This is a genomic window from Mesorhizobium loti (assembly GCF_013170705.1).
Lineage (GTDB): Bacteria > Pseudomonadota > Alphaproteobacteria > Rhizobiales > Rhizobiaceae > Mesorhizobium > Mesorhizobium loti_D.
The window spans coordinates 4546477-4559742 of the sequence record NZ_CP033334.1; the positions used below are offsets into that span (position 1 = coordinate 4546477).

Genomic DNA, 13266 nt, shown 5'->3' on the forward strand with positions numbered 1-13266 from the left:
GCCCTATGGCAAGAATTATATATAATGTTTGACAGGTGGCGACGGACTGACCATGATCGCCACAGTTGCCGTCCCGATGAGCGGCGCTGATCAAATCTGGGAGGAAATGATGTTGAAGTCGAAATCCGCTTGGCTGTCGGGATTGGCCCTGGCAGGCGCATTGATGGTCAGCGCGGGGAGTGCCGCCGCCGACCAGATTCGCATCGGCATCGCCAATTTCGGCGAGCATCCGCAGCTCAACGCCGCCATAGCCGGCTTCAAGAAAGCGCTGACGGACAATGGTTTTGTCGAGGGCAAGGACGTCGTCTACACAGAGAGCCATACCAATTTCGATGCATCGCTGGTGCCGCAGATGATCGCCAAGCTGCAGGCGGAGCAGCCCAAGCTGATCTACACCATCACCACCCCGGTCTCGCAGATCGCCAAGAAGGCGCTTGCCGGTTCCGGCATTCCGATCGTCTTTGCCGCTGTCACAGATCCGGTCGCGGCCAAGCTGGTGCCGTCGTGGGACGCCGGAGACGAAGGCATGACCGGCGCCAGCGATCTGCAGGATGTCGCCGCTGTCATGGCCTTCACCAAGAAGCTGCTGCCGAATGCCAAGCGCTTCGGCGTTCCTTACAATCCGGGCGAGGCCAATGACGTTGCCTTGGTCGAGAAGATCAAGGCGGCCGCACCGGCGGCCGGTCTCGAGGTCGTCGAAGTCGGCATCGACAACGTCAATGACATCCAGCAGCGCATCGCCGCGCTCGCCGGCAAGGCAGACGTGATCTACGGCCCGGCTTCGAACCTGATCCAGCCGGCGATCGCCGCTGTCTCCGCGGCCGCTCGCCAGGCCGGAATCCCGATCGTCAACTCCGATGACAGCGCGGTCCGCAATGGCACGGTGCCGGCAAGCTTCGCGGTCAATTACACCCAGGTCGGCGTCAACGCCGGCAACATCGCCGCCGAAATCCTCAAGGGCAAGGATCCCAAGACGATCGCGCCGTCGCGCCCTGCCTACAAGGATCACATGGCAACGATTTCCCGCAAGGCGATGGCCGCGTTCGGCATGGAAATACCGGCGTCGATGGCCGATTGCGGCTGCATCGTCGACTGACATCGGTACCGAAGGATGACGGCGTCGGCGCCGTCATCCTGAGGTCAGGGAGGAACGATGCTCGAGATCCGATCCGCGCGCAAAGTATTCTACAAGGGCCAGGCCGACGAGAAGATCGCGCTGGACGGTCTCAGCCTGTCGCTGGCCACGGGCGAGTTCGGCATCGTCATCGGCTCCAACGGAGCCGGCAAGAGCAGCATGCTCAATGCCATTTCCGGAGCTCTTGTCCTGGATTCCGGCAAGATCCTGATCAATGGCGCCGACGTGACGGCCATGCCGGTGTACAAACGTGCCGCAAGATTGGCACGCGTCTTCCAGGATCCGATGCGCGGCACAGCCGCCAGCATGACGGTGGCGGAGAACATGCTGCTGGCCGACCTGCGCAGCCAAAAACGCACGCTGCGGCAAGGGCTGAACCCTACGCGGCTTGCATCCTACAAGGAGCGCCTGTCGATATTGGGCCTCGGCCTTGAAAATCGCCTCGATACCCGTGTCGACTTGCTCTCGGGCGGGCAGCGTCAGTCGCTGTCGCTGATCATGGCCGTGGGCGGATCGCCGGATTTGCTGCTGCTCGACGAACATACGGCCGCGCTCGATCCGCGCACGGCCGAGATCGTCATGCAGGCGACGGTGCGTGCCGTCAACGCGCTGAAGCTGACCACCCTGATGGTGACCCACAACATGCAGCACGCGGTCGACTATGGCAGCCGGGTGATCATGCTCGATGCGGGCCGGGTCCTGCTTGAAGTCACCGGGGAAGAGAAGGCGAGGGTCACGGTCATCGACCTGATCGGCCATTTTTCGGTCAAGACCGACCGCATGTTGCTGGCGAGCTGATAATCATGGGTTTTGTTCAGGAGGTTCTCACCAGCTTCGTCGCGATCATCCCGGTCACGCTCGCGCAAAGCCTGATTCTGGCCTTTGTCGTGCTCGGGATCATGATCCCGTTTCGCATGCTGAATTTTCCCGACCTGACCAGCGAAGGCGCGTTTCCGCTAGGTGGCTGCGTCTGCGGCGTGCTGCTGGCTGCCGGCGTATCGCCGCTGGCGGCCATCGTGGTTGCATTCGCGGCGGGCTTCGCGGCGGGCTGCTGCACCGCCTTCATCCATCTGCGTTTCCGCATCCACACGCTTCTTGCGGGCATCCTGATGATGACGATGCTCTACAGCATCAACCTTCGCATCATGGGCAAGTCCAACCTCTCCGTCTTCGGCTCGCCCACCGTGTTCGACTGGGTGCCGTTCGCGCGGCCCGGTTTTCCGGCCAGCAAGATCGTTGTCGCCGGCCTCCTCGCGCTCATCGTCTTCCTGGCGCTGTACATGTTTTTCAGGACCGAGAAGGGGACCGCCGTGCGCGCCGTGGGCGCCAATCCCGATATGGCCGAGGCTCAAGGCATCAATGTCTGGGCGGCGACCATTGGCGGTGTCGGACTGGCGAGTGCATTTTCGGCCTCGAGCGGCGCACTGATGGTGCAGTCGCAGGGCTTCGCCGACGTCAATATGGGGCTGGGGATTCTCATCAACGGCCTTGCCGCGCTGATGATCGGCGAGGCCGTCGTCGGCAAGCAGACGGTCTGGCGCCAGCTGCTGGCGCCCTTCGCCGGCGCGATCATCTACTACCAGCTGGTGTCGTTCTGCCTTGCCGCCGGCATGCCGCCTCCCGACCTGAAGCTTGCCACGGGCCTGTTCGTGCTCGCCATGCTTGCTCTGCCAAGCCTCAAGCGCGGCCGGGGCCCGGCACCGGCGCGCGAAGCGATCCGTGAATAATCAGACGTGAATAATCAGACGTGAATAACCCAGGGACGTCACAAATCATGCGTGCAACGCTCGATCTCGCGGCAGTGGAAGCCATGGATGCGGCGGATCCGCTGCGTGCCATGCGCGACCGGTTCATTTTGCCGGAAGGCGTGATCTATCTCGACGGCAATTCGCTGGGCGCCGCGGCGCCAGCCGTCTTCAATGAGTTGCAGAAGGCCGCGACCCAGGAATGGGCGCAGGACCTCATCCGCGCCTGGAACACCGCCGGCTGGTTTGATATGCCGGTCGCGCTTGGCGACCAACTGGGGCGCCTGATCGGCGCCGCGGCGGGCCAGACGGTGGTCTGCGACACGACGTCGATCAACATCTACAAGGTGCTGCATGCCGCCCTTGCCATGCGGCCGGACCGCACGGTGATCGTCGCCGAAGGCGACAGCTTTCCGACCGATCTCTACATGGCCGAAGGGGTCGCCTCGACGCGGCCGGGCACGGTGCTGCGGCTGGAGGGCGTCGATGCCCCGACCATTGAAGAGCTGATCGACGAGCGCGTCGCGGTCATCCTGGTCAACCACGTCAATTATAAATCCGGACAGCTGCGCGACATGGCAGCCCTGACGCGCAAGGCCCATGAGGCCGGCGCGCTGATCGTCTGGGATCTTTGCCACACCGCCGGCGCCTTGCCGGTCGAGCTCGATGCCGCCAATGCCGATTTCGCCATCGGCTGCACCTACAAGTATCTGAATGGCGGCCCCGGCGCGCCGGCCTTCATCTATGCCGCGACACGCCATCACGACCATGTCCATCAGCCGCTTAGCGGCTGGTGGGGCCATGCTCGGCCGTTCGCCTTCGAGCAAGGTTTTGCCGCCGGCAGCGGCATCCGCCGGTTCCTGTGCGGCACGCAGCCGGTGCTGTCGATGCGGGCGCTGAAGGGCGCGCTGGATATCTGGGACCAGGTCGACATGGCGGCGGTGCGCAAGAAGAGCATTGCCTTGACTGAGCTGTTCATCCAGCTCGTCGAAGCCAGATGCGGCGCCTATGGGCTCGAACTGGAAAGCCCACGCGACGGGAATGCGCGCGGCAGCCAGGTGTCGTTCCTCCATCCGCATGGCTACCAGGTGATGCGGGCCCTGATCGAGCGCGGCGTGATCGGCGATTTTCGCGCGCCGTCGACCATCCGCTTCGGCTTCACGCCGCTTTATGTCGGCTACAGGGACGTGTGGCAGGCGGTCGAGGTGCTGGAGGACATACTGCGCACCGGCGCCTGGCAGGAAGCGCGTTTCGCGGTCAAGACGGCGGTGACTTGAGATCTCAGAGCCGGGTGCGGACGGTCCACAGTTCGGGAAACAGCACGACCTCGAGCATCTTCTTGAGGTAGGAAGCGCCTGAGGTGCCGCCGGTGCCGCGCTTCAGGCCGATGATGCGTTCGACCGTGGTGACGTGGTTGAAACGCCAGCGGCGGAAATAATCCTCGAAATCGACCAGCTTTTCAGCCAGTTCGTAGAACATCCAGTAGCGCTGCGGATCGCGGTAGACGGTCTGCCAGGCGACCAGGACCTCTTCATTCTCGGTCCGTGTTTCACGCCAGTCCGTGCGCTTGGCATCGGCGCCGATGTCGAACCCGTTGCGCGCCAACAGGAGCAGCGCTTCGTCGTAGAGCGACGGCTCGGCCAGGATCGCTTCCAACTTGCCGCTCAGGTCCGGCCGGTGCTTGTGTGGGCCAAGCATTGCGAGGTTGCGGTTGCCGGCCATGAACTCGATGGCGCGATACTGCCAGGACTGGAAGCCGGAGGATTGGCCGAGCGCGTCGCGGAACTCGGTGTATTCGCTTGGCGTCATGGTCCGCAGCACGTCCCAGGCGTTGTTCAGCTGCTCGAAAATGCGCGCGACGCGCGACAGCATCTTGAAGCTCGGCTCGAGCCGATCAGCGCGGATGGAGCGGATGGCGGCGGCGATCTCGTGCAAAGCGAGTTTCATCCACAGTTCCGAGGTCTGGTGCTGGATGATGAACAGCATCTCGTCATGCGCCGACGACAGCGGCGTCTGTGCCTCCAGCACTTTTTCCAAGTGCAGATAGTCGCTGTAGGACATGCGTTCCTTGAACGACATCTGCGCGCCTTCGGACGCCGGATCGTATGGCTCGCTCAATGGATTTTCTCCGTGCGCAGCCGGAAGCGCTGGATCTTGCCGGTCTGGGTCTTGGGCAGCGCGGCGATGAACTTGACCGATCGTGGATATTTGTAAGGTGCGATCGTCGCCTTGACGTGGTCCTGCAGGCGCTTGACGGTCAATGCATCTGCTGCCACGCCTTGCACCAGCACGACATGCGCCTCGACGATCTGGCCGCGCTCGCCATCCTCGGCGCCAATCACGGCGCATTCGGCGACATCGGGATGCGACAGCAGCGCCGCCTCGACCTCGGGGCCGGCGATGTTGTAGCCGGCGCTGACGATCATGTCGTCGGAGCGCGCGGCGAAGTGGAAGAAGCCGTCCTCGTCCTGGGTAAACGTGTCGCCGGTGAGGTTCCAGCCGTCGCGCACATAGTCCTTCTGCCTGTCATCGGCCATGTAGCGGCAGCCGGTCGGCCCGCGCACCGCCAGCCGTCCGGTCTCGCCGCGCGGCACCTCGCGCATCGCATCGTCGACGATGCGTGCTTCGTAGCCGACTACCGGCTTGCCAGTGGACGCGGGCTTCATGTCGTCGAAACGGTTGGAGATGAAGATGTGCAGCATTTCGGTGGCGCCGATGCCGTCAAGGATCGGCTTGCCGGTCTTCCTCGTCCATTCCTCGAAGACAGGAGCCGGCAAGGTCTCGCCGGCCGAAACGGCGACGCGCAGCGATGACAGGTCGGCGCCCTCATCCATGGCCTTCAGCATGGCGCGATAGGCGGTCGGCGCGGTGAAGGAGATGGTCGCCTTGTAGGTCTCGATGATGTGGATCATGTTGGGCGGCGTCGCCTGTTCCAGCAGTGTCGCCGCCGCGCCGAAGCGCAAGGGGAAGATGGCGAGGCCGCCAAGGCCGAAGGTGAAGGCGAGTGGCGGCGAGCCGACAAAGATGTCGTCCGGCGTGACCTGGAGGATTTCGCGCGCATAGGCGTCGGCGATGATCAGGAGGTCGCGGTGGAAATGCATCGTTGCCTTCGGCACGCCCGTCGTGCCCGAGGTGAAGCCGAGCAGGGCGACGTCGTCGCGGCCGGTTTCGACGGCAGTGAAGGTGACCGGCTTGTCAAGGGCGGCGCGATCGAGCTCGGCATCATGATTGGCGGTGCCATCGAAGCCGATCACCTGCTTGAGGAACGCACTGTCCTTGGCGCAGGCGGTCATCTCGTCCATCAGCCTGGTGTCGCAGAGCGCGGTGGTGATCTCCGCCTTGTCGACGATCTTGGTGAGTTCGCCGGCGCGCAGCATCGGCATGGTGTTGACGACGACGGCGCCGACCTTGGTGGCGGCCAACCAGCAGGCGACCATTGCGGGGTTGTTGGCGGAGCGGATGAGCACCCGGTTGCCCGGTTTGACGCCATAATTCTCGACCAGCGCATGGGCCAGCCGGTTCGTCCAATCGGACAGTTCCTTGTAGGTGCGGCGACGGCCATTGCCGATCAACGCGGTGTGGTCGCCGAGACCTTTCTCGACCAGCCTGTCGGTCAACTCGACGCCGGCGTTGAGGCGGTCGGGATAGTCGAAGCCATCGAGCAGGAAGTCCGGCCACTGATCCGGCGGCGGCAGGTGATCGCGCGTGAACGTGTCGATATGCGCTGAAGGCCCAAGCATGTCGCCGCCATCCTGTCTGCTGCCTGGCCAGTGCGCGAAGCACCTGTCCGAGGTGGTGGATCTGAAGTTCCCGTCTTTTCGCGAGAGGCTTCGTGCAGCCAGCTACACCTGTTCGGCGACGCCACCGGGAGGGGTGAACATCCGCAGGTTTGGACAGCACAGCAGACCTCCCATTGTCGGCTGTTCGTGAGACAGGATCGCACCAGTCGAAATTTGTTTCAAGCCTAAAATGTTTTGCGCTGGAGCATTGACGCATGGCATTGGGGTGGCCATTGCTAGCGCGAAAACCGAAGCGCTTGGGGGAGGGTGCGGATGCTTGGACATCGCGTCGAAGATTGGGACAACGCCTACGCCAACGGCGCGAATATTGCCCGCAGCGATCGCTGGCCGGCCGCGTGGACGGAACCCGCGCAAGCCTTTCGCGAAGCTATGTCGGCGCAAGGCCGGGCACGCATCGACATCGCCTATGGTGAGCGACCGCGCAATCGGTTCGATCTTTTCCTTCCAGAGGCTTCGCCCAAGGGGCTCGTCGTGTTCATCCATGGCGGCTACTGGATGGAGTCCGACAAGAGCACCTGGTCGCACCTGGCCAAGGGCCCGGTCAGCAGCGGTTTCGCCGTGGCGATGCCGTCCTACACGCAATGCCCGGACATACGCATCGCCGGCATCGTACGTGAGATCGGCGCGGCGATCGGCACGGCGGCGGCAATGGTGGACGGACCGCTGATGCTGACCGGGCATTCGGCCGGCGGACATCTCGCCAGCCGCATGGTGACTATATCAACGCCTCTGACCGCCGATGTGGCAAAGCGCATACGCCATGTCGTTTCGATTTCGGGCCTCCATGACCTGCGCCCGCTCATGCGCACCGCCATGAACGAGGCCCTGGCGATCGACGAAGCCGAAGCGCAAGCCGAAAGCCCGGCGTTGCTGCGCCCCATGGATGGCGTTCGCATCACCTGCTGGGCCGGCGGCGGGGAACGGTCCGAGTTCCTGCGCCAGACTGCGCTGCTGGCCAACATCTGGACCGGGCTTGGCGCCGTTACCAACACCGTGGTTGAGCCCGACCGGCATCATTACGACGTCCTCGATGGCCTAGCCGATCCGGCGCATGGGCTGACGCGAACCTTGATCTCGGAATAGCCGAGATCATTTTTACATATTATCAGCGATTTATGAGACGGTTCTTCAGCGTAACATAAGCACGCTGCAGGAGTCTCCCGCAGCGGACGCGGAAGCAAAAGGAGCCCGCACGATCAAACCGTTGGCGTCGGAGAGCATCCTCAGCATCGAGGAATCCTGGATGCCGAACGGCGTCGCCACCAGTTCGCCATCCTCCTCCTTGACCACCGCCCGCACATAATCCTGGCGCAGGTCATTGGCCGGCATCCCGACGCCCAGCCGTGCCTGACGAATGTCCTGCCGATGGTTGCGGCCGCCGAGCCTTGCCAGAAGCGGTTTCAGGAACAATTGCGAGCAGACCAGGCTTGCCACGGGATTGCCGGGCAGCCCGATGCACCTGACGTCGCCTAGGCGCCCGAACATCAGCGGTTTGCCGGGGCGCATGGCTATTTTCCAGAAGCCGAGCGTCATGCCTTCGCCGGTCAGCACGTCATGGATCAAATCGTGGTCGCCGACCGACGCGCCGCCAAGCGTGACGATGACATCCGCACCGGCCGCGACCGCCTTCCTGACCAGCGCGGCAATGGCCTCCTTACGGTCGGCGGCAATGCCGAGATCGAGCGCGCGGGCGCCGACCAATTGCGCGGCAGCTGCGACACCATAGGCGTTGGATGAGATGATCTGGTCCGGCCCGAGTTCGCTGCCGGGCGGCAACAACTCGTCGCCGGTGGCGATGATGGCGACCAGTGGCCGTTTGACCACGTTCACCCGCGGATGATTGGCCGATGCCGTCAGCGAAAGAGCCGCCGGATCCAGCACCCGGCCTTTTTCCAGCAAGACGTCGCCTTGGGAAAAGTCGAGCCCGACGCGGCGGATGTTGCGCCATTCGGCGGTGGGCTCGATCACTTCGATGTTGCCACCGCCAAGATCCCGGACGTTTTCCTGGATGACGATGGTGTCGGCGCCGTCAGGCAGCGGGGCGCCGGTGAAGATGCGCACTGCCTGGTGTTCGCCGACGGTGCCGTCAAAGCCACGGCCGGCCGGCGCCATGCCGATCACCGAGAGTTTCGATGGCACCGACGCCACATCGGCCGCGCGCGCGGCATAACCATCCATGGCCGAGGCATTGAAGGGCGGCTGGGTGCGAAGCGCCACGACCGGTTCGGCCAGCACGCGATCGACCGCCTCGATGAGAGGAACGCTTTCGCCGGCCAGCGGCGCGGCACCATCAAGAAGGCGTTCGAGCGCCTCCGCGACCGGGACCAGCGCCATCAGGCGTCGGCCTTGTAGTCGCCGGACTTGCCGCCGGTCTTCTCGACTAGCCGAATGCCGGAGATGACCATGGCGCGGTCCACCGCCTTGGCCATGTCGTAAATGGTCAGGCAGGCCACGGAAGCGGCGGTCAGTGCTTCCATCTCGACGCCTGTCTTGCCGGTGACACGCGCCAATGCGGTGACTTTCAGGCCGGGCAGCGCATGGTCGGGCTCGATATCGACGGAAACCTTGGTCAGGAGCAGCGGATGGCAGAGCGGGATCAACTCATGCGTCTTCTTCGCCGCCATGATGCCGGCGATGCGCGCGGTACCGAGCACATCGCCTTTCTTGGCATTGCCGGCGAGGATGGTTGCCAGCGTCTCGGCTCGCATCGAGACGAACCCTTCAGCGATCGCGGTGCGCGTCGTCTCGTCCTTGTCGCCGACATCGACCATGTTGGCCTCGCCCCGCGCGCCGAGATGGGTGAGGGCCGATGTCATCGTCAGGCGGCCTCTACCGCGGCCTTGCCCGTCAAAAGCAGGTGCGTCGCCGCGGTGACATCCTGTTGCCGCATCAGGCTCTCGCCAACAAGGAAGGTGCCGATGCCGCTCTTCTGCATCCTGAGGCAATCGTCATGGGTAAAGATCCCGCTCTCGCTGACCAGCAGGCGGTCGCCCGGCACCATTGTCGCCAGCCGCTCGGAAGTCTCAAGACTGGTTTCGAATGTTCTCAGATTGCGGTTGTTGATGCCGATCAACCGCGACGACAGTTTTACCGCGCGCTGCGTTTCGGCCTCGTCATGCACCTCGATCAGCGCATCCATGCCGAGTTCGAATGCGGTCGCTTCCAATTCGCTTGCCAAGGCATCGTCGACGCTGGCCATGATGATCAGGATGGCATCGGCGCCCCAGGCGCGGGCCTCGTACACTTGATAGGGATCGAACAGGAAATCCTTGCGCAGCGCGGGCAGGGCGACGGCAGCCCGTGCCTTGGTGAGGAACTCCGGCGCACCCTGGAAGGACGGTGCGTCGGTCAGGACCGAAAGACAGGCGGCGTCGCCTTTCTCGTAAGCCCGGGCCAATGCCGGTGGATCGAAATCGGCCCGGATCAGCCCTTTGGAAGGGCTTGCCTTCTTGATTTCGGCGATCAGGGCGAAGCCGCCTGATCCGCGCTTCGCCTCGAGGGCCGCGAGAAAGCCGCGCGGCGCGTCTGCATCTCTTGCGCGCGCCTTGATCTCGGCCAGCGGCACGCGTGCCTTGGCGGTGGCGATCTCCTCGCGTTTGTAGGCTTCGATCTTGCGCAGAATATCAGACACGGTTCACCCGTTCGAAACTTCGACCAAACGGTCGAGGACCTGCAGCGCCCGGCCGCTGTCGATGGCTTGCGCGGCGAGCGCGATGCCGTCGCCAAGTGTCGTTGCCTTGCCCGCGATGACCAGTCCGGCGCCGGCATTCATCAGCACGGTGTCGCGATAGGCGCCTGCAGCGCCGCCCAGCATATCGCGCAATGCCTTGGCATTGTAGGCGGCGTCGCCGCCGCGCAGCTCGTCCTTGGTATGGCGCTTCAGCCCAAATTCTTCCGGGGTCAGCGTGAAGCTGCGGATCTCGCCGCCGATCAGTTCCGCCACCTGCGTCTCACCTGTGGTGGTGATTTCGTCATAGCCGTCGCCGTGAACGACCCAGGCATGCTCGGTACCTAGCGCCTTCAACGTTTCAGCGATTGGCAGGATCCATTCCGGCAGGAACACCCCGACCATCTGCCTAACGACGCCGGCCGGATTGGAGAGCGGCCCGAGCAGGTTGAAGATGGTGCGGGTGCCGAGCTCGACGCGTGTCGGGCCGACATGCTTCATCGCCGGATGGTGCGCGGGCGCGAACATGAAGCCCAGTCCGGTCTCCCGGATGCAGCCGCCGATCGTTTCCGGTGAGATATCGATCTTGAGTCCAAGGGCGATCAGGACGTCGGCGGCGCCGGTCAGCGAGGACAGGCCACGATTGCCGTGCTTGGCGACAGGAACGCCGCTGCCGGCGATGACGAACGCCGATGCCGTCGAAATGTTGACGCTGTGGGAATTGTCGCCGCCGGTGCCGACGATGTCGATGGCCCCGGCGGGCGCTTCGACGCGGAGCATCTTGGCCCGCATGGTGGCGACAGCGCCCGAAATCTCACTCACCGTTTCACCGCGCACGCGCAGCGCCATCAGGAAGCCGCCGATCTGCCCGGGGGTCGCGTCGCCCGACATGATGATGTCGAAGGCCTCGCGCGCCTCCTCGAAGGAAAGCGCGTTGCCGCCCGCGACCTTGGCGATATGGGTTTTCAACGCGCTCATCTTGTCGAGGCTTGGGCAACGGCGGCCTGGTCGATGCGGACGTCATACTGCGTCTGCAACTGCGCCACCAACTGGTCGAGCAGATCGTCCGACATGCCGGAGGTGAAGGACTTCTGTGCGTCCTCCGGCACCGAGCTGGCATCGGCCCCGGCGGGTTCGAACACTTCGGCGACCTTGAACAGGATTTGTCCGTCACCGGTGGGCGAGGGGATCAACCCGGTGCCGCCTTCGCCGACGCCGAACATCACGGCGGCGCCCTCCTTGCCGAAATCGGCATCGTCGGCTTCGCGCTTCAGGCCGCGCTTGGTCTGCTTCTCCAGCTTGAGCTCGTTGGCGATGACGTCGAGCGTGGCGCCAGCCTTGAGCCGCTTTTCGAGTTCGGCCGCCTTGGCGGCGAGCCGCTTGGTGGTCTCCGCCGCCGTCCAGTCCGCGACGACCTTCTGGCGGACCTCATCGAGAGTGCGGTCGCGAGCCGGCGTGATCGAACCGACCTCATAGAAGACGAAGCCGTTGTCGGCCGTGGTCAGCGCCTCGTTTTCGGTGTTGGGTTCGGCGTCAAAGACCGCCTTGATCAACGCCGGCGATTCCGGCAGGTCCTTGACGACCGAGCCGTCCGGCCTGAGGCCGTTGCGATCGATGGCGTCGATGGTGACGTCCTTCAGCTTCAGCTTGGCGGCCGCTTCGGCCAGGGAACTGCCGGAGGCGCGGGTGTCTTCGTAATTGTCGTGGACATCCAGCAGGATGCGGCTTGCCTCGCCCAGCGCCAGGTCCTTGCGGATCTGGTCGGAGACTTCGGCGAGCGGCTTCACCACCTCGGGCTTGATCTCGGTAACGCGCAGCAGCACCGGACCAAAGGCGCCCTGGACGACCTGGCTGACTTCATTGGCATTGAGCGTGAACGCGGCATCGGCAACCGCCTTGTCGGCGATCTTGTCCTTGGCGAGCGTGCCAAGCAGCGTGTCTGCCGGAGTCTTGCCTTCGGCGGTCACCAGCTTCTCGAAAGTGGCGCCGGCCTTGAGCGAATCGAGCGCGGCCTTGGCCGCGTCCGGCGTCTTGAACACAAGCTGCTCGATGGTACGCATCTCAGGCGTTGTGTAGCGCGCCTTGTTCTTGTTGTAATCGTCGCTGACTTGTTGGTCGGTGACCGCGGTCGTGTCCATGATGTCCACCGGCTCCAGGCGGACATAAGAGAATTTGCGATACTCGGGTGCGGCGTAGGCCTTCTTGTTGGCTTCGAAATAGGCCTGAAGCACGCTGTCGCCCGGTGCCTCGATCGGCTCGACGAGCGTCTTCGGCAATGTCAGATAGTCGACGGTGCGGTCCTCGCCGCGGTAGAGCGCCACCGCCTTGAAGAATGCGTCCGGCGCCTTGAGGCCGTCCGAGACCGCCTCGACGATCTGCTGGCGCACCGCAACCTGGGCGCGGTTCTTCAGATAATCCTCGGGCCGCATGCCGACTTCGCGCAGCAGGTACTCGAACGTCCTCCTGTCGAACTCACCGCTCGGCCCCTTGAAGGCCGGATCCTCGCGCGTCAACTCGGCCAGCCGGTCCTTGGACAGGCCGAGGCCCAGCTTGCGTGCCTGTTCGTCGAGAACGGCGCCGGAAACGAGCTGCGCCAGCACCTGGTTGTCGATGCCGAGCGCCTTTGCCTGTTCATGGGTGAGGCGCTGACCGAATTGCTGCGACATGACGGCCAACTGGCGGTCATAGGCGAGGCGATATTCGTTGATCGATACCTTGGTGCCACCCGCAGTTATCACCGAATCGTGGCCGGCAAAGCCGCCCATCAGCCGCCCGGAGATGCCCCAGACCAAAAAGCTGAGCACCAGCAACACCAGTAGACCTTTCGCGACCCAGGTACCCGCCGCGTTTCTCAATATACCAAGCATCGTTACTTCCGATTTGTGCGCCTTTTTCGCGGGCGCCGAGTCTGAAACAAGC

At 63.9% G+C, this 13266-nt stretch carries 12 protein-coding genes; 5 read left to right on the plus strand and 7 right to left on the minus strand.

Translation table 11 applies throughout. The features are described from left to right. Nucleotides 1–109 precede the first annotated feature (109 nt). The 4 genes from EB815_RS22125 to kynU are packed head-to-tail and all read left to right on the plus strand — an operon-like array spanning nt 110 to nt 4157. On the plus strand, nt 110–1096 hold the full coding sequence (locus tag EB815_RS22125) for an ABC transporter substrate-binding protein (RefSeq protein WP_056577444.1): 987 nt from the start codon (nt 110–112) through the stop codon (nt 1094–1096). Between the two features lie 57 nt (nt 1097–1153). Continuing rightward, the gene (locus EB815_RS22130) at nt 1154–1933 is read left to right on the plus strand and encodes an ABC transporter ATP-binding protein (protein WP_056577036.1); all 780 of its coding nucleotides are present in this window, start codon (nt 1154–1156) and stop codon (nt 1931–1933) included. A gap of 5 nt (nt 1934–1938) precedes the next feature. Continuing rightward, nucleotides 1939–2862, plus strand: a complete 924-nt coding sequence (locus EB815_RS22135) for an ABC transporter permease (RefSeq protein ID WP_056577039.1) — start codon at nt 1939–1941, stop codon at nt 2860–2862. A 47-nt stretch (nt 2863–2909) separates the two neighbouring features. Beyond that, a complete protein-coding gene (gene kynU, locus EB815_RS22140) occupies nt 2910–4157 on the plus strand; it encodes a kynureninase (protein ID WP_056577043.1) in 1248 nt (415 codons plus the stop codon). 4 nt (nt 4158–4161) lie between these two features. Here the strand turns inward: kynU and kynA are convergent, their stop codons facing one another. Next, entirely contained in the window at nt 4162–4998 is an 837-nt protein-coding gene (kynA, locus tag EB815_RS22145) for a tryptophan 2,3-dioxygenase (protein ID WP_081294742.1), read from the minus strand. Then, the gene (locus tag EB815_RS22150; protein ID WP_056577046.1) at nt 4995–6620 is read right to left on the minus strand and encodes an AMP-binding protein; all 1626 of its coding nucleotides are present in this window, start codon (nt 6618–6620) and stop codon (nt 4995–4997) included. The genes kynA and EB815_RS22150 overlap by 4 nt, the downstream gene beginning before the upstream one ends. A gap of 312 nt (nt 6621–6932) precedes the next feature. Between EB815_RS22150 and EB815_RS22155 the strand changes: the two genes are divergently transcribed. Then, on the plus strand, nt 6933–7763 hold the full coding sequence (locus EB815_RS22155) for an alpha/beta hydrolase (RefSeq protein WP_056577049.1): 831 nt from the start codon (nt 6933–6935) through the stop codon (nt 7761–7763). Between the two features lie 45 nt (nt 7764–7808). Here EB815_RS22155 and EB815_RS22160 read toward each other — a convergent pair whose 3' ends face one another. The 5 genes from EB815_RS22160 to EB815_RS22180 are packed head-to-tail and all read right to left on the minus strand — an operon-like array spanning nt 7809 to nt 13214. After that, nucleotides 7809–9014: a molybdopterin molybdotransferase MoeA gene (locus tag EB815_RS22160; RefSeq protein WP_056577052.1), complete on the minus strand. Its 1206-nt coding sequence runs from the start codon at nt 9012–9014 to the stop codon at nt 7809–7811. After that, nucleotides 9014–9496 (minus strand): cyclic pyranopterin monophosphate synthase MoaC, encoded by a 483-nt coding sequence (moaC, locus tag EB815_RS22165; protein WP_056577055.1) that lies wholly within the window; start codon nt 9494–9496, stop codon nt 9014–9016. Before moaC ends, EB815_RS22160 begins: the two co-directional genes overlap by 1 nt. A gap of 2 nt (nt 9497–9498) precedes the next feature. Further along, a complete protein-coding gene (trpC, locus tag EB815_RS22170) occupies nt 9499–10311 on the minus strand; it encodes an indole-3-glycerol phosphate synthase TrpC (RefSeq protein WP_056577057.1) in 813 nt (270 codons plus the stop codon). A gap of 3 nt (nt 10312–10314) precedes the next feature. After that, entirely contained in the window at nt 10315–11325 is a 1011-nt protein-coding gene (trpD, locus tag EB815_RS22175) for an anthranilate phosphoribosyltransferase (RefSeq protein ID WP_056577061.1), read from the minus strand. Further along, the gene (locus EB815_RS22180) at nt 11322–13214 is read right to left on the minus strand and encodes a SurA N-terminal domain-containing protein (protein ID WP_056577065.1); all 1893 of its coding nucleotides are present in this window, start codon (nt 13212–13214) and stop codon (nt 11322–11324) included. The genes trpD and EB815_RS22180 overlap by 4 nt, the downstream gene beginning before the upstream one ends. Nucleotides 13215–13266: the final 52 nt, after the last annotated feature.

Bases quoted from the DNA above. Each gene is read 5' to 3' on its own strand.
- EB815_RS22160 (WP_056577052.1), bottom strand. From the start codon at position 9,014: ATGGCGCTGGTCCCGGTCGCGGAGGCGCTCGAACGCCTTCTTGATGGT.
- kynU (WP_056577043.1), top strand. From the start codon at position 2,910: ATGCGTGCAACGCTCGATCTCGCGGCAGTGGAAGCCATGGATGCGGCG.
- EB815_RS22150 (WP_056577046.1), bottom strand. From the start codon at position 6,620: ATGCTTGGGCCTTCAGCGCATATCGACACGTTCACGCGCGATCACCTG.
- EB815_RS22125 (WP_056577444.1), top strand. From the start codon at position 110: ATGTTGAAGTCGAAATCCGCTTGGCTGTCGGGATTGGCCCTGGCAGGC.
- EB815_RS22155 (WP_056577049.1), top strand. From the start codon at position 6,933: ATGCTTGGACATCGCGTCGAAGATTGGGACAACGCCTACGCCAACGGC.
- EB815_RS22180 (WP_056577065.1), bottom strand. From the start codon at position 13,214: ATGCTTGGTATATTGAGAAACGCGGCGGGTACCTGGGTCGCGAAAGGT.
- EB815_RS22135 (WP_056577039.1), top strand. From the start codon at position 1,939: ATGGGTTTTGTTCAGGAGGTTCTCACCAGCTTCGTCGCGATCATCCCG.
- EB815_RS22130 (WP_056577036.1), top strand. From the start codon at position 1,154: ATGCTCGAGATCCGATCCGCGCGCAAAGTATTCTACAAGGGCCAGGCC.
- trpD (WP_056577061.1), bottom strand. From the start codon at position 11,325: ATGAGCGCGTTGAAAACCCATATCGCCAAGGTCGCGGGCGGCAACGCG.
- moaC (WP_056577055.1), bottom strand. From the start codon at position 9,496: ATGACATCGGCCCTCACCCATCTCGGCGCGCGGGGCGAGGCCAACATG.